14 protein-coding genes and 1 tRNA gene are annotated in these 14,132 nt (G+C 72.7%); 9 read left to right on the top strand and 6 right to left on the bottom strand.

Annotation, left to right across the window (positions count from 1 at the left end):
- Positions 1 to 5 precede the first annotated feature (5 nt).
- A complete protein-coding gene (locus tag AB0L56_RS16555) occupies positions 6 to 674 on the bottom strand; it encodes a hypothetical protein (RefSeq protein ID WP_365423933.1) in 669 nt (222 codons plus the stop codon).
- A 350-nt stretch (positions 675 to 1,024) separates the two neighbouring features.
- Here AB0L56_RS16555 and AB0L56_RS16550 point away from each other — a divergent pair, with 350 nt between their 5' ends.
- Positions 1,025 to 1,516: a GNAT family N-acetyltransferase gene (locus tag AB0L56_RS16550; protein WP_361022557.1), complete on the top strand. Its 492-nt coding sequence runs from the start codon at positions 1,025 to 1,027 to the stop codon at positions 1,514 to 1,516.
- A 4-nt stretch (positions 1,517 to 1,520) separates the two neighbouring features.
- Here AB0L56_RS16550 and AB0L56_RS16545 read toward each other — a convergent pair whose 3' ends face one another.
- Positions 1,521 to 3,602, bottom strand: coding sequence for an MFS transporter (locus AB0L56_RS16545; protein WP_365424156.1), 2,082 nt, complete (start codon positions 3,600 to 3,602; stop codon positions 1,521 to 1,523).
- Positions 3,603 to 4,088: 486 nt separating this feature from the next.
- Here AB0L56_RS16545 and AB0L56_RS16540 point away from each other — a divergent pair, with 486 nt between their 5' ends.
- Entirely contained in the window at positions 4,089 to 4,889 is an 801-nt protein-coding gene (locus tag AB0L56_RS16540; protein WP_365423929.1) for a peptidoglycan-binding domain-containing protein, read from the top strand.
- Positions 4,890 to 5,144: 255 nt separating this feature from the next.
- Here the strand turns inward: AB0L56_RS16540 and AB0L56_RS16535 are convergent, their stop codons facing one another.
- Both AB0L56_RS16535 and AB0L56_RS16530 read right to left on the bottom strand, forming a co-directional pair.
- Positions 5,145 to 5,807: an HAD-IA family hydrolase gene (locus AB0L56_RS16535; RefSeq protein ID WP_365423926.1), complete on the bottom strand. Its 663-nt coding sequence runs from the start codon at positions 5,805 to 5,807 to the stop codon at positions 5,145 to 5,147.
- Between the two features lie 132 nt (positions 5,808 to 5,939).
- The gene (locus AB0L56_RS16530) at positions 5,940 to 6,521 is read right to left on the bottom strand and encodes a TMEM165/GDT1 family protein (protein ID WP_365423923.1); all 582 of its coding nucleotides are present in this window, start codon (positions 6,519 to 6,521) and stop codon (positions 5,940 to 5,942) included.
- 404 nt (positions 6,522 to 6,925) lie between these two features.
- Between AB0L56_RS16530 and AB0L56_RS16525 the strand changes: the two genes are divergently transcribed.
- The 3 genes from AB0L56_RS16525 to AB0L56_RS16515 all read left to right on the top strand — a co-directional run bounded on the left by AB0L56_RS16525 (position 6,926) and on the right by AB0L56_RS16515 (position 10,080).
- The gene (locus AB0L56_RS16525; protein ID WP_365423920.1) at positions 6,926 to 7,570 is read left to right on the top strand and encodes an HNH endonuclease family protein; all 645 of its coding nucleotides are present in this window, start codon (positions 6,926 to 6,928) and stop codon (positions 7,568 to 7,570) included.
- Positions 7,571 to 7,657: 87 nt separating this feature from the next.
- Positions 7,658 to 9,304: an alkaline phosphatase D family protein gene (locus AB0L56_RS16520; RefSeq protein WP_365423917.1), complete on the top strand. Its 1,647-nt coding sequence runs from the start codon at positions 7,658 to 7,660 to the stop codon at positions 9,302 to 9,304.
- A gap of 182 nt (positions 9,305 to 9,486) precedes the next feature.
- A complete protein-coding gene (locus AB0L56_RS16515) occupies positions 9,487 to 10,080 on the top strand; it encodes a VTT domain-containing protein (RefSeq protein ID WP_361022578.1) in 594 nt (197 codons plus the stop codon).
- A 405-nt stretch (positions 10,081 to 10,485) separates the two neighbouring features.
- Here the strand turns inward: AB0L56_RS16515 and AB0L56_RS16510 are convergent, their stop codons facing one another.
- On the bottom strand, positions 10,486 to 10,719 hold the full coding sequence (locus tag AB0L56_RS16510; RefSeq protein ID WP_361022581.1) for a DUF2277 domain-containing protein: 234 nt from the start codon (positions 10,717 to 10,719) through the stop codon (positions 10,486 to 10,488).
- 111 nt (positions 10,720 to 10,830) lie between these two features.
- Here AB0L56_RS16510 and AB0L56_RS16505 point away from each other — a divergent pair, with 111 nt between their 5' ends.
- Complete coding sequence (locus AB0L56_RS16505; RefSeq protein ID WP_361022584.1) at positions 10,831 to 11,184, top strand: hypothetical protein; 354 nt, start codon at positions 10,831 to 10,833, stop codon at positions 11,182 to 11,184.
- 70 nt (positions 11,185 to 11,254) lie between these two features.
- Here AB0L56_RS16505 and AB0L56_RS16500 read toward each other — a convergent pair.
- Positions 11,255 to 11,326, bottom strand: a tRNA-Val gene (locus tag AB0L56_RS16500).
- A 197-nt stretch (positions 11,327 to 11,523) separates the two neighbouring features.
- Here AB0L56_RS16500 and AB0L56_RS16495 point away from each other — a divergent pair.
- The 3 genes from AB0L56_RS16495 (at position 11,524) to AB0L56_RS16485 (ending at position 14,080) form a co-directional block, all read left to right on the top strand.
- Entirely contained in the window at positions 11,524 to 12,303 is a 780-nt protein-coding gene (locus AB0L56_RS16495; RefSeq protein WP_365423912.1) for a DUF4097 family beta strand repeat-containing protein, read from the top strand.
- A 158-nt stretch (positions 12,304 to 12,461) separates the two neighbouring features.
- Positions 12,462 to 13,826, top strand: coding sequence for a hypothetical protein (locus tag AB0L56_RS16490; protein ID WP_365423909.1), 1,365 nt, complete (start codon positions 12,462 to 12,464; stop codon positions 13,824 to 13,826).
- Between the two features lie 32 nt (positions 13,827 to 13,858).
- Positions 13,859 to 14,080 carry a zinc ribbon domain-containing protein gene (locus AB0L56_RS16485; protein WP_190165986.1) on the top strand — a complete coding sequence of 74 codons (222 nt, stop codon included), beginning with the start codon at positions 13,859 to 13,861 and terminating at the stop codon, positions 14,078 to 14,080.
- Positions 14,081 to 14,132 lie beyond the last annotated feature (52 nt).

Raw genomic sequence — 14,132 nt, 5'->3', positions numbered from 1 at the left:
GTCGTTCAGCTCTCCTTCGCCTGGCGTCGGTGGAGCAGGGACGGTGTGCGGTGGCCGCGCCGGGCGGCCGGGGCCGTGCGGTCGCCGTCGGTGCGGTGGTGGCGGCCGTCGTGCCGGGAGGGACGGACCAGCTCCTCGAACAGCGTGCGGGCCTCGACCATGGCCTCGCGCATCTCCTCGGTGCCCGCGCCGGCGTCCTGGGCGCCGTTCGCGCGCGCCTGGGCCACCCGGTGCACGCGCCGGTAGCCCTCGACGTGGTGGGCGTGGTGCACGGACAGCGCGGCGAGCTGGTCCTCGTAGTGCCCGTCGGCGGGGAAGCCGAGGGCGCCGGCGAGTTCGGCGATCAGCCGGTCCGCCTCGGCGACGGCGTCGTGCGGCGCGTCGACGAACCGCTCCTGGGCGGCCGTCCAGCGCGCCTCGTACCGCTCGCGCTCGGCGGGCTCAAGCGGCCGTTCGCGCAGGTCGCCGTGGCGCTCCACGCGCTCGGCGAGCTCCCGCTCGGCGGCCCTGGTGTCCCCGTCGTGACGGGCCAGGGCACGGTCGTACTCGGGCCCGAAGCGCCGCTTCAGGCTCGTGCGGTGCCGCGGGCCGCGGGCACGCAGGGTCAGTACGGCCGCGACGGCGACAACGACCGCGACAATTACGATCAACGCAATGATCAGGCCAGTGGACATGGATGCCTTCCGCGTTCTCAACCGGACCGGCACTCCTCGCGAGCCGGTTCCCCCTCCGGGTTGCCCGATGCCCCGCGCACAAACTGCGCGGCGCAGGCATCACTGTTCAGCGCCCGGTGCGGGCAGGTGGGTGGCTGGGCGCGCAGTTCCCCGCGCCCCTTAGAGAGTTGTCCAGCCCGGCATGGGCCGGGGCCCCACGGGTGGTTCTGTTCAGCGCCGGGTGCGGGTAGGTGGGTGGCTGGGCGCGCAGTTCCCCGCGCCCCTTAGGGGGTTGTCCAGCCCGGCATGACAGGGGTGCCTCGAAGGAATTCGTTTGCGTGGCCGGCGTACGGGGCGTCGAGAATGCACGTATGACCTGGACCGTCGCGCCGGAACCGTATGACTCGCCCGTCGCCGTCGCGCTCTGGCGGGCGTACTACACGGAGGTCAGCGACCGCTGGTATCTGCTGCACGAGGGGCGACGGACCGATCCGGAGGAGCTGGAGCGGGAGATCGCCGCCCGGACGGGCGCCGACCTCGCGCCGCCGCGGGGGCGGCTGCTGGTCGCCCGGTACGCGGGTGAGCCGGCCGGGAGTGCGGGATTCCGGCTGCTGGACGGCGCGACCGCCGAGCTGACCCGGGTGTTCCTGTACGAGGGGATGCGGGGCAGGGGCGGGGCGGGACCGCTGGTGCGGGCCGCCGAGGACGCGGCGCGCGCGGCGGGCGCGACCCGGATGATCCTCGACACGCGCGGTGACCTCGTGGAGGCGCGGGCCCTGTACGCCCGGCTGGGCTACACCGAGACCGCACCGCACAACGACGATCCGTACGCCGAGCACTGGTTCGCCAAGCGGCTCGGCTGAGACCTCAGCCGGCCGGCATCACCGCGGTCTCGTCATGCGGGCGTTCCCCGCGGGAGCCGCACAGCTCGTCGTTCAGCTCGTGCACCAGCTGCACCAGGTCCGTCGGGCGGTCCGGCCCCCACCAGTCGCCGAGCAGTTCGGCCAGGGACTCCTCCCGGGCCCGCGCCAGCCGTTCGGCCACCTCGCGGCCCTCGTCGGTCAGCACCATGTCGACGCCCCGGCGCACCGCGAGGTGCCGGATCTCCACCTGGCGGGTGGCCTCCAGGACGACGCTCAGCGGCACCGGGTTGCGCTCCGCGAGCCGGGGTGGTTCGACCGAGCCGTGCTTTCTCATCCGCAGCAGCAGCCAGCTCGCGGCGGGCAGCAGGTCGTAGCCCGCGCGCTCGGTGATCTTCCGGTAGATCTCACGCCGTCCCTCCCGGGTGCCGAGCACCGACAGCGCGCGGCACACCTCGTCGTAGGAGGAGCGCTCCACGGGGTTGCTGGCCAGCGTCTCGGTCAGGTCCGGCGCGGTGACCGACGCGCGCAGCCGGTCCTCCTTGAGGAACCAGGCCAGCACGAAGCCGAGAAGGGCGACGGGTACGGCGTACAGGAAGACGTCGGTGATGGCAGTGGAGTAGGCGTCGAGCACCGGCGGGCGCAGCGCGGGCGGCAGGGACGCGATGCCGCGCGGGTCGGCCTCCAGCGCGCCGGGCGGAAGGTCCCTGCCCCGAAGGGCCGCGGTGAGTTCGTCGCCGAGGCGACTCGCGAAGACCGTGCCGAAGATGGCGACGCCGAACGAGGCGCCGATGGAGCGGAAGAAGGTCGCGCCTGAGGTGGCGACGCCGAGATCCTCGTAGGGGACGGCGTTCTGCACGATCAGCACGAGGACCTGCATCACCAGGCCGAGTCCGAGGCCGAAGACGAAGAAGAAGGTGCTCATCACCGCCGTGGAGCTGTGCGCGTCGAGCTGGTGGAGCAGCAGCAGTCCGAGGCTGGTGACGGCGGTGCCCGCGATCGGGAACACCTTCCAGCGGCCGGTGCGGCTGACGATCTGGCCGGAGGCGGTGGAGGACAGCAGCATGCCGGCCACCATCGGCAGCATGTGCACACCGGACATGGTGGGGGTGATGCCGTGCACCACCTGGAGGAACGTCGGCAGATAGGTCATCGCGCCGAACATGGCGAAGCCGATGATGAAGCTGATGACAGCCGAGAGGGTGAAGGTGCGCACCCGGAACAGCTTCAGCGGCAGTACGGGTTCGGCGGCCCGGCGTTCGACGGCCACGAAGGCGACGATGAGTACGACGGCGAGCACCGCAAGCACGACGACCTGGGGCGAGCCCCAGCCCCAGGTGGTGCCGCCGAGGGACGCGATCAGGACCAGGCAGGTGGCGACGGAGGCGATGAGGAAGGTGCCGAGGTAGTCGATGGCGTGCTTGGTCTTCCGGCGCGGAATGTGCAGCACCGCCGCGATGACGGCGAGCGCGACAATCCCGACGGGCAGGTTGATGTAGAACACCCAGCGCCAGCTCAGGTGCTCGGTGAACACTCCGCCGAGCAGCGGCCCGAGCACGCTCGTCGCGCCGAACACCGCGCCGAACAGGCCCTGGTAGCGGCCGCGTTCCCGGGGCGGGACGAGGTCGCCGACGATCGCCATGGACAGCACGATGAGTCCGCCGCCGCCCAGTCCCTGGAGCGCGCGGAACCCGATCAGCTGCGTCATGTCCTGCGCGGCCCCGCACAGCGCCGAGCCCGCCAGGAAGATCACGATGGCGGTCTGGTAGAGCCTCTTACGTCCGTACTGGTCACCGAGTTTGCCCCAGAGCGGGGTGGCGGCGGTTGAGGCCAGCAGATAGGCGGTGACCACCCAGGACAGGTGCTCGAGGCCGCCCAGGTCGCTGACGATGGTGGGCAGCGCGGTGGACACGATGGTCTGGTCGAGGGCGGCGAGGAGCAGGCCGAGGAGCAGGGCGCCAATCGAGAAGAGGACGTTGCCGGACACCTGCCCGCGGTGGCCGCCGCCGGCGGCGGCCGGCGGGCCGGTGGGGGGTGGGGGCTGTGCGTCGCTCACCTTCGGCGCCGTACCGTGCGCGTCGCCGGCCATGAAGACCTCCACAGGTTCTGGTTCCCCGTCCATCGTGGTGTGTTTGACCTGCTATGGCCTGTTGAGTCCTGCCGGAAGGTCGCGTTCCGGGGGGCGCGCGGGCCGGGCTGTGAAGAAGATCTGCATAATCTCTGGAGTTCGCGAGGGGAGGGACCACACGTGGAGCAGCCGAACGGAAACCCGTGCCCGGAATGCGGTGCGCCGAGGAACCCGGACAACACGCCTTCCTGCACGTGCACGACGCGTGCGTCCGACGCCCTCCGCGACGCGCGTACGGCGGAGGCCGCGGCGGCGGAGGACTTCGATCCGCTGCGTATCCGGCCGTATGTCGAGCTGGACGGGGGGACTGCGCGGAATACGCCGGACGGGTCGTCAGAGGCGGAGGTGGCGGATACGGCGGGGGCGTCCAGGGACGACTCGCCCGTCCCTGCCGTGGGGGGTCCCGGCGCGGCGGGTCCAGGCGCCTCGGGGGCGCCAGACGAGACGATGCCGTTGCGTGCGGTGGTGCCGCAGGAGGCGCCCGGCGCGGGGGCCGCGCTGCCGACGCCCCTGGGGCCGTCGACTACGCGGCCGAGCGCCATGGACCTGGACCTGTTCCATGCGACCCAGCCGATCGCACGGGTGAGCGGCGCGGCCGGTCCCGAGGGTTTCCAGGGTCTCGAGGGGGTGCCGCCGGGCCGGCGTCGCCGGGGCGCGCTGTTCGCGGTCGCGGGGGCCGTCGTCATCGTGGTGGGCGCGGCGGGGTGGGCGAGCGGGATGTTCTCCTACGACACGCCCTCCCGCAACAGTGCGGCGCCGGAGGAGGTCCGGGCGAGTGTCCCGGACCCGTCGTCGGACGCGCCGTCCGACGAGCCGACGGCCAGTGGGTCCTCCGCCGCGGCGACGCCGTCAGCCTCGCCGGCCGGCTCCCCGTCGGCGAGCGCGAGTGCCTCGGCCTCGGCGTCGCCGTCCACGTCCAGCGCCTCGCCGACGCCGTCGGACCGGGCCGAGCCGTCCGGGACCCCGACGTCCTCCGCTTCCGCGGCGGCTCCCGAGGACGCGGGGGAGGACGACGGCGACGAGACCGTGCCGGTGCTGCGCCGGGGTGACCGGGGTGGGGAGGTCGTGGAGTTGCAGCAGCGTCTGCACGAGCTTTACCTGTACAACGACGAGATCCACGGCCAGTTCAATCGCCGCGTGGAAGACGCCCTGCGCACGTATCAGTGGTCCCGCGGTATCCGCGAGGAGCTGGGCGTGTACGGCCCGGAGAGCCGGACCCGGCTGGAGTCGGAGACTCGGGAGCCGTAGGGGTTCTGTTGCGGGGACGGCTGCGGGCCGGTGGGGGGTTGTTCGCGCAGTGCCCCGCGCCCCTGGGGTGGGTGCAGTGGACGCCCGATCAAAGGCCCGGGTGGCCCCGATGGGCACGCGGAAGCCTGCGGGCCGGTGGGGGCCGGTCGCGCAGTTCCCCGCGCCCCTGAGGTGGGTGCAGTGGACGCCCGCTCAAAGGCACAGGTGAACCCGTCCGCGCCCCTGAGGTGGGTGCAGTGGGCGTCCGTTCGGGGGTTACTGCGTGATGTGCAGGCGGATTGTGCCGTCGGGGGTGGGTTCGACGCGTACCTGGGTCAGGTCGCGTACGACCGCGTCCGGGGCGTGGAGGCCGGCGCGGGGGCCTATGCCCACGACGCGCATGCCGGCTGCGCGGCCTGCGGCGATGCCCGCGGCGGAGTCCTCGAAGACGATGCAGTCGGCCGGGTCGACGCCGAGTTCCGCCGCGCCCTTCAGGAAGCCCTCGGGGTCGGGCTTGCTGGCGCCGACGGACTCCGCCGTCACACGCACCTCGGGCTGTGCCAGTCCGGCGGCGGCCATCCGCGCCGTCGAGAGGGCGACGTCGGCGGAGGTGACGAGGGCGTGCGGCAGGCCCGCGAGGGAGGCGAGGAAGTCACGGGCGCCCGGCACCTCGACGACGCCCTCGGTGTCGGCGGTCTCCTCGGCGAGCATGCGGGCGTTGTCGGCGTAGTTCTGCTCCACGGGCCGGTCGGGCAGCAGCAGAGCCATGGAGGCGTAGCCCTGGCGCCCGTGCACGACCTTCATGACCTCGTCCCCGTCGAGCCCGTTCCGGCCGGCCCAGCGCCGCCAGACGCGTTCGACGGCGGCGTCGGAGTTGACGAGGGTGCCGTCCATGTCCAGCAGGAGGGCGCGGGCGGTGAGTACGGCGGTGGCCGTCATCGGCAACTCCAAGGAGCGTGGGGCAGTGCGACAGGGGGACAAGGCGGCCCCGCCCGCCGTCAGGAAACGGGCGGGAGCCACTTTGTTTATCCACGGTACAAAATAACCCGGGCATCGCGCCACCGTCTCGCGTCAGACGGCGATCGCCTCCCACAGGCTCCACACCCCGAGGCCCAGCATCAGCAGCGCCGCGATCTGCGTGATCAGCTTCAGCGGAACCCGCTTCATCAGCGCCTTTCCGCCAATGATGCCGAGCGCCGCCACCGACCACAGCGCGAGCACCGCACCCAGGCCCACGGAGAGCGGGTCGTCGTAGCGGGCGGCGAGGTTGGCCGTCATGATCTGCGTCAGATCACCGAACTCGGCGACGAGGATCAGCATGAATCCGGCCCCGGAGACCTTCCAGAAGGACTGGTTCTCCGGCCTGCGGACCTCCTGCTCGTCCTCGTCCTTCTTGAACAGCAGCATCGCCGCGCCGCCCAGGAAGAGCACACCGGTGAGCGCGTGCACGAGCTGCTGCGGCAGCAGCGTGAGCACGCTCCCGGCCGCCACGGCGAGCGCGACGTGCAGCGCGAAGGCGGCGGCGACACCGGCGAAGACGTACGAGGCGCGGTAGCGGGTGCCGAGGACGAGACCGGCGAGCGCGGTCTTGTCGGGGAGTTCGGCCAGGAAGACGACGCCGAAGACGACGGCCGTCACGGTCAGGCTGATCAACGGTTCCTCAATCGGTCGGGGCTGCCCCACCGAGAGTGCTGTGCGTTTCCACGGGACACCTCGGCACGGCAGCACACACGGCACCCGTGCCGTGCGGCACGGGCGTGCACTGCTTGCCGAAGGTCTCGCCGGCCGGCCCCACGCCGTGAGGCCTGCCTCCGGGCGCCGGCTCAGGCGGGCTGAGCAGTATGTCGACGGTCCGGCGAAGAGCTACTCCCCTTCTGCGCCGTCCATGGTACGCGAGGCCCGCACGGACTTTCGTACGCGGAAACTTCACGTCTCAACCATAGACGTGTCATGAGCGCGTCATTAGTTTCTTACCGGATCCACCCCTCCCGGCAACGCGGCCTGGCGAGCCTTGCCCTGCCCGCACGCCAACAGCCCCACCCCACAAGGGAGTTCGCATGCCGAAGTTCTACGCGCGTCGACGGCTCAGCATAGTCGCGGCGCTCACCGGACTCATAGCCTCCGTCGGCCTGTTCAACGGCCCGACCGCCTCCGCCGCCCTCCCCACCCCGGTCAGCGCCGCCACCGCCCGCAGCTACCTGGCCAGCCTCGACGTGCGCACCGAGAACCGCACCGGCTACAACCGGGACCTGTTCCCGCACTGGATCACCATCAGCGGCAGCTGCAACACCCGCGAGACGGTCCTCAAGCGCGACGGCTCCAATGTGAGCACCGACTCCTCCTGCTACGCCACCAGCGGCAGCTGGTACTCCCCCTACGACGGCGCCACCTGGTACGCCGCCTCCGACGTCGACATCGACCACCTCGTGCCGCTCGCCGAGGCCTGGGACTCCGGCGCCGGCGCCTGGTCCACCTCGCGGCGCCAGTCCTTCGCCAACGATCTGACCCGCCCGCAGCTCCTCGCGGTCACGGACAACGTCAACCAGGCCAAGGGCGACCAGGACCCGGCCACCTGGATGCCGTCGCGCTCGGCCTACCGCTGCACCTACGTGAGGGCCTGGGTGCAGGTGAAGTACTACTACGACCTGTCGGTCGACTCGGCCGAGAAGTCCGCCCTGCAGGGGTACCTGGCCGGCTGCTGACGCGCCCCGCCAACTGCCGGGTGCACAAATCTCCCCGGCGGCCTCCGTCGCTGCGTACCGTACGGGGCGACGGAGGAAGGGGGCACCATGGCCGGACTGCGGCTCGGACCACTGCTGAGGTACGTCGACGGCTCGTCCGCGACCGTCTGGGTGGAGACCGGCCGCCCGGGCACCGTGGAGGTGCGCTGTCCCGACGGACCCGGCGGAACGGCCGGCACCTTCCAGATCGCGGGCCACCACTACGCGCTCGTCCAGGTCACCGGCCTCACCCCGGGCACGTCCACCCCGTACGAGGTGTTCCTCGACGGCACCCGGGTGTGGCCGCTGCCCCAGGACCCGTTCCCGTCGTTCCCGCCGTCCGTGATCGCCACCCCGGGCTCCGACGAACGGACGCGCATCGCCTTCGGCTCCTGCCGCTGGGCCTCCCCGCCCACGGGCGAGCCCGACCCCGTCGGACCCGACGCCCTGGACGCGCTGGCCAAGCGCATCGCCGCCGACCCGGACGGCGAGCGGCCCGACGTCCTGCTGCTCCTCGGCGACCAGGTGTACGCCGACGAGACCTCCGAGGCCACGCGGAAGTGGCTCGCCGCCCGCCGCGACCTGAAGGACCCGCCGGGCAGCCAGGTGGCGGACTACGAGGAGTACACCCACCTCTACTACGAGTCCTGGCTCGACCCCCAGGTGCGCTGGCTGCTGTCCACCGTGCCCACCTGCATGATCTTCGACGACCACGACATCATCGACGACTGGAACACCTCCGCCTCCTGGGTCGAGGACATGCGGGCCACGTCGTGGTGGCGGGAGCGGCTGCTCAGCGGTCTGATGTCGTACTGGGTGCATCAGCACCTGGGCAACCTCTCCCCCGCCGACCTGGAGACCGATCCGGTCTACAGGTCCGTCAGGGAGAACCCCGACGGCACCGACGCGCTGCGCGCCTTCGCCGCCGCGGCGGAGGCGGACGCGACCGCCATGCGCTGGAGCTACCGGCGCGACTTCGGCCGGGTACGGCTGCTGATGGTGGACAGCCGCGCGGCCCGCGTCCTGGAGGAGGGCCGGCGCGCGATGCTGGACCGCTCCGAGGCCGCCTGGCTGCGCGAACAGGTCTTCGACGGACGGGGTTCGTACGACCATCTGCTCATCGGTACGTCCCTGCCCTGGCTGTTGCCCCACCTCGTGCACGACGTCGAGGCGTGGAGCTCCGTGCTGTGCCGGGGCGACAAGGGCCCGCGCTGGGCCCGGCTCGGGGAGAAGCTGCGGCGCGGGGCGGACCTGGAGCACTGGTCCGCCTTCCCGGAGTCGTTCGACGAGCTGGCGGACCTGATCGCCGAGGCCGGTACGGGGCCGGAGGCGCCGGCGACGGTGTGCGTGCTCTCCGGAGACGTCCATCATGCGTACATCGCCGAGCCGGACTGGCCGGGGCGTGCGGCACCGGACGCCCGGGTCGTGCAGCTGACCTGCTCGCCGGTGCACAACTCCATCCCGCTGTCGCTAAGGCTCGGCTTCCGCTTCGGCTGGAGCGCCGTCGCCCGGGGGCTCGGGCGCGTGTTCGCGCGGCACGGCGGTCTGGGCCGGCCCGCGGTCGGCTGGCGCAAGACGGGCGGGCCGTGGTTCGGCAACCAGCTCATGACGCTGGCGACGGAGGGGCGTTCGGCGGTGCTGCGGCTGGAGCTGGCCCGGCGCGAGGAGACCGGGGTGCGGCTCAAGAGGGTGACGGAGACCCGGCTGAGCGGATGAGCCGCACGGCAGCCGGGGAAACTCCGGCCCTGAACCCCCGCCCCCCGAACCCCTCGTGACCCTTCCGTCACTTACCGGGCGTACGCTGTATGGCTGTCATCGGCCACTCCTGCCACCTCTGCCGCCCCCTCCGCGACAGCGCGGCACGGTTGGGGCCCACGGGGGCATAACGGGGAGTACGGGTGGAGAGTCTGGGGTCGCTGCTCGGCAGCCCATGGATCTATGCGGTGGTGGCCCTGTCGGTCCTGCTCGACGTGTTCCTCCCGGTCCTGCCCAGCGGGGTGCTGGTGATCACCGCGGCCACGGCCGCCGCCGCGGGGACGGCGACCGATGTGCCCGACATCCTGGTGCTGACGCTCTGCGCCGCCACCGCGTCCGTCCTCGGTGACCTGGTCGCCTACCGGCTCGCCTGGCGCGGCGGCCCCCGTCTGGACCGGGCCATCGCCCGCTCCCGGCGGCTGAGCAGGGCGCAGGAACGTCTCGGCGCCGCGCTGGCCCGGGGCGGTGGCGCGCTGGTCGTCCTGGCCCGGTTCGCTCCGGCCGGCCGCTCGGTCGTCTCCCTCGGCGCAGGCGCCGCACGCCACCGCGCACGCGACTTCCTGCCCTGGTCCGCCGTCGCGGGCCTGTCCTGGGCCACGTACAGCGTGGCCCTCGGCTACTTCGGCGCACAGTGGCTGGGCGCGACGTGGCTGGCGACGGCGGTATCGGTAGGCGCCCTGTTCGCAGCAGGCACAGCCGCAGGCTTCCTGATGCGCCGCAAACCCCAGCCTTCATAACCACCCCAGCCGCGGGCGCGGGGACCGCCCCAGCTGCGGGCAGTCGTGCCACTGAGGCCGCACCGGTGGGCGCGCCGCAACCGCCCCAGCCGCGGGCAGTCGTGCCACTGAGGCAGCACCGGTGGGCGCGCCGCAACCGCCCCAGCCGCGGGCAGTCGTGCCACTGAAGCGGCACCGGTGGGCGCGCCGCAACCGCCCCAGCCGCGGGCAGTCGTGCCACTGAAGCGGCACCGGTGGGCGCGCCGCAACCGCCCCAGCTGCGGGCAGTCGTGCCGCTGGGGCGGCACGGGTGGGCGCAGCGGCACCCCGCCAACGCCGGGCTGCGCAACACCCCCCGGCCCAGCGCAACCAGGGCGGCACGGGTAGGCGCACCGCCAGCGCACCTACCGCAGCGGCAGCCCGCAGCTAGCTTGCCACCCGGCGCGCAGCCGCCCCGCGGATCTCCAGACCATCCAGCAGCTCCGCCGTCGCCTCCGCGATCGTCTCCACCGCCCGGTCGAACACCTCACGGTTGTGGGCCGCCGGCGCCCGAAACCCGGACACCTTTCTCACGTACTGCAAAGCGGCGGCCCGGATCTCCTCCTCCGTCGCCTCCTCGGGCAGCACGGGCGGACGCAGCGTCTTGATACTCCGGCACATGCCCCCATTCTGACGCGCCCGGCCCCAGTAGGGCCACGATCGGATGAACAACCCCGCCCGGAGACCCCAAGTAACTCGCCACCCAAAATCGAACAGGCGTATCATTGGCCCGTGGCTGCGACCTATGACTTTCCGAGTGACCTCCTCGCCGGTCAGGAGGAACTGCATCAGGTCCGGGCCGAGTTGTCGGCCCTGCTGAAGCGGCTCCCCTGGTCGGTCGAACCCCTCGACGGGTTCAGCGACGACAACGGCTGGCGCAAGATCGAACGCCCCGCCTCGCCCGGCTGGACCGAGGACGAACAGGCCGAGGTGGAGAAGCTGCGACGGCGGGAGCACGAACTCGCCGTGTTCATCAGCACTCACCGCTACTGGTCCGAACTCACCGGCTCCGACCGGATTCACGCCCGCTCCGGGCTGAAGCACGCCCACGAGGACGCGGCGCAGGGCGCGGAGGAGTCCCCGTAGGGGGAGAAACGGACAACGACGACGGCACGGCAAAGGCCCCCGGAGAGGATCCGGAGGCCTTGTCCCACGGTGGGCGCGGACGGTTTCGAACCGCCGACATCCTGCTTGTAAGGCAGGCGCTCTACCCCTGAGCTACGCACCCGAGGCCCGGGCCGCGCGCCCAGGTCGAGTCGACAGCCTACATGCCCCGGGACACGGTCCGGCACACCGTGTCGGGGGGATACCCCCACCCCGGATCCGGTAGCGGCCCGGATCCCCCGCCGGACCCCCCGTCCGTACGGTTCGACTGCGCTCGAACACGGCTCGGAGCGCCACCGTCCGTCCCAGGGGGAGACCGTCATGACCCGCACGTCCCGCACAAACAAGCGACGCCCGCTCGCCCTCGCCGGGGCGGCCGTGGTGCTCGTCGCCGGCCTGAGCGCCTGCGGGACATCCGCCGCCGAGGACGACCATCCCGACCACCGGACCTTCGACCTGCCCGGCACCACCCTCACCATCGACTCCGACGACTCCGCCCTCGAGATCGTCGCGGCCGACCACACTCCCTCGGGGAAGATCAAGGTCACCCGGTGGTTCCAGGGCACCGTCGCCCTCGGCACGGACCCGGAGGTCACCTGGTCCATGGACGGCGACCGGCTGGTGCTGCGCGAGAGGTGCTCGGGCGTCGTCGCCGACTGCTCCACCAAGCACCGCATCGAGGTGCCCCACGGCGTCGCGGTCACGGTGGAGGACAAGGACGGCAGCGTGCGGGCGCGCGGTTTCCGCGACGCGCTCAGCATCCGCACGACGGACGGCTCGGTCCGGGTCACGGACTCCAGCGGCCCGCTCGAGCTGCGCACCGGCGACGGTTCGGTGCGCGCCGAGGTCACCTCGCGCACGGTGCGCGCCCGGCCCGGCGACGGCTCGGTCCATCTCGAACTCGGCGTCGTACCGGACCTGGTCGAGTCCCGCACCGGTGACGGCTCCCTGACCATTGACCTGCCCCGGGCCGGCTACCGCGTGGACACCGACACCGGTGACGGCGCCGAGGACGTGTCGGTGCCCCGCGACGACTCCAGCGCCCACCGGGTGACCGCGCGCACCGGCGACGGGAGACTCACGGTCCGCACGGCGAACTGACGGGCCCGTGTGTTCGTCCTTCACCGGTGGGAGAATGGCACCGGGCAGGGCGAACGACAGTACGGGAGAGGGATGTGACGGCGACACCAGCACGGCCGTACTCGCCGTCGAAGTCTCGTGTGCCTCACCTGCCTCATCTGTCTCGCATACGTCATGCCGTGTCCCCCCGTCCGCAGGGGCGACGACCCCGCCGGGCTCCCGGCCCCCTGCGGGACGCGCTCGCGCTCGTGGGGCTGCCGCTGGTGGCCGCGCTGGTGCTGCCCGCCGCGTTCGCCGGCGGCGGCACCCGGCGCTGGTTCGGAGGACGGGCCGAGAACCAGCGGGCGGAGGCGCAGGCCGCCAAGGACGCGGCGGCGGCCGCGTTCTACGACCTCGACACCGCGCAGCGCGACCTGCTGATCTCCATCGAGACGATCAACGCGGTCGACTCCTCCCCCGCCGCCCGCCGCGCCGTCTCCGACTTCGAGGAGCTCGGCCGGCGCATCGACGAGGCCAGCCACCGCTACATCGCCGCCGTCGACGCCCATGACCTCGACCGGGATGACCTGGAGGCCTCGGCGGCCTCGCAGGCCCGCGCCGAACTGACCGCCGCAAAGGAAGAGCTGGAGCGGGTCAGACAGGACCTCGACCGGTTCGCCGAAGGACTCGGCTCCCTCCTCGGCAAGGCCGAGACCCAGCTCGCCCGGCTCGCGCCCTCCATCGAACGCGCCCGGCAGTCGCTGCTCGCCGCCTCCAACGCCCTCGACACCGCCCGCGGCTCCGGGCTGCGGGCCGACGACCTCGCCGCCCGGCTCGCCGCGCTCTCCCCGGAGCTCACCAAGCTGAACCAGGGCGCCGGGCAGCACGGCGTGCCCCAGACCCTGGAGCGGGCCGAACGGGTCACGCGCGAGGCCCAGGGCGTACGCGTGGAGGCCGAGCGCCTGCCGGAGCGGGCCGCCGAGGTCGACCACCGGCTGGTCTCCCTGCGCACCCGCGCCCAGGCCCTCACCACCCGCTCCGAACAGGTCGAACCGGTGCTGAGCGAACTGCGCCGCCGGTTCACCGTCGCCTGCTGGCAGGACCTGCAGAACGTGCCGGAGGTGGCCGCCGAGAACCTGGCCCGGGCCGAGGAGCGGCTCGCCGAGGCCGGAGCCGCCCGCAAGGAGCAGCGCTGGGCGGACGCGACCGCGCTGCTGTCGACCGCGCGGGCGCTGCTGAACACGACCGACGAGGCCGTGTCGGCCGCCGGTGACCGGCTGCGGCAGCTGAACGCCGTGCAGAAGGACCCGGAGCAGGAGATCGAGCGCACGCGCTTCGCCATCCGGGACGCCCAGCGTCTGGCGATGGCCGGCCGCACCACCCCCGACCCGCGCCACGCCCGTCCCCTGGACGACGCCGTGGCCCGGCTGGAGCGGGCCGTCGCCGGTCTGGAGGGTCGCCACCCCGACTACTGGCACTTCCTGACCGAGACGGAGGCGGTACGGACGACGGTGAGCCGTGTGGTCGCCCTGATCCGCGAGGAACGCGGCGGCGCCGCCCACTGACCGGCGCGGGCCGGCCCGGTTAGCCTGTGCCCATGCCTCGCTACGAATACCGCTGCCGGACCTGCGGCGACACCTTTGAACTGAGCCGCCCCATGGCGGAGTCCTCCGCGCCCGCGGCCTGCCCGTCCGGTCACGACGACACGGTCAAGCTCCTCTCCACGGTCGCGGTGGGCGGTACCGCCTCCGCCGCGGCCCCGGCCCCCTCCGCCGGCGGCGGTGGTGGCGGCTGCTGTGGCGGTGGCTGCTGCGGCTGACGGGCCGGCTCAAGCCGGCTTCAGGCTCACTTGAGCCCTTCAGCTGCCCCGG

The sequence above is a fragment of the Streptomyces sp. NPDC052079 genome (genome assembly GCF_040680275.1).
In the GTDB taxonomy this organism is placed as follows: domain Bacteria; phylum Actinomycetota; class Actinomycetes; order Streptomycetales; family Streptomycetaceae; genus Streptomyces.
This window is presented reverse-complemented; position numbering and strand designations above follow the sequence as displayed.

What these genes read in the sequence shown, in the direction of transcription:
- AB0L56_RS16520 (WP_365423917.1), top strand. Translation starts at nt 7,658, where the DNA reads ATGGCCGGACTGCGGCTCGGACCACTGCTGAGGTACGTCGACGGCTCG.
- AB0L56_RS16535 (WP_365423926.1), bottom strand. Translation starts at nt 5,807, where the DNA reads ATGACGGCCACCGCCGTACTCACCGCCCGCGCCCTCCTGCTGGACATG.
- AB0L56_RS16550 (WP_361022557.1), top strand. Translation starts at nt 1,025, where the DNA reads ATGACCTGGACCGTCGCGCCGGAACCGTATGACTCGCCCGTCGCCGTC.
- AB0L56_RS16540 (WP_365423929.1), top strand. Translation starts at nt 4,089, where the DNA reads ATGCCGTTGCGTGCGGTGGTGCCGCAGGAGGCGCCCGGCGCGGGGGCC.
- AB0L56_RS16485 (WP_190165986.1), top strand. Translation starts at nt 13,859, where the DNA reads ATGCCTCGCTACGAATACCGCTGCCGGACCTGCGGCGACACCTTTGAA.
- AB0L56_RS16525 (WP_365423920.1), top strand. Translation starts at nt 6,926, where the DNA reads ATGCCGAAGTTCTACGCGCGTCGACGGCTCAGCATAGTCGCGGCGCTC.
- AB0L56_RS16495 (WP_365423912.1), top strand. Translation starts at nt 11,524, where the DNA reads ATGACCCGCACGTCCCGCACAAACAAGCGACGCCCGCTCGCCCTCGCC.
- AB0L56_RS16545 (WP_365424156.1), bottom strand. Translation starts at nt 3,602, where the DNA reads ATGGCCGGCGACGCGCACGGTACGGCGCCGAAGGTGAGCGACGCACAG.
- AB0L56_RS16555 (WP_365423933.1), bottom strand. Translation starts at nt 674, where the DNA reads ATGTCCACTGGCCTGATCATTGCGTTGATCGTAATTGTCGCGGTCGTT.
- AB0L56_RS16510 (WP_361022581.1), bottom strand. Translation starts at nt 10,719, where the DNA reads ATGTGCCGGAGTATCAAGACGCTGCGTCCGCCCGTGCTGCCCGAGGAG.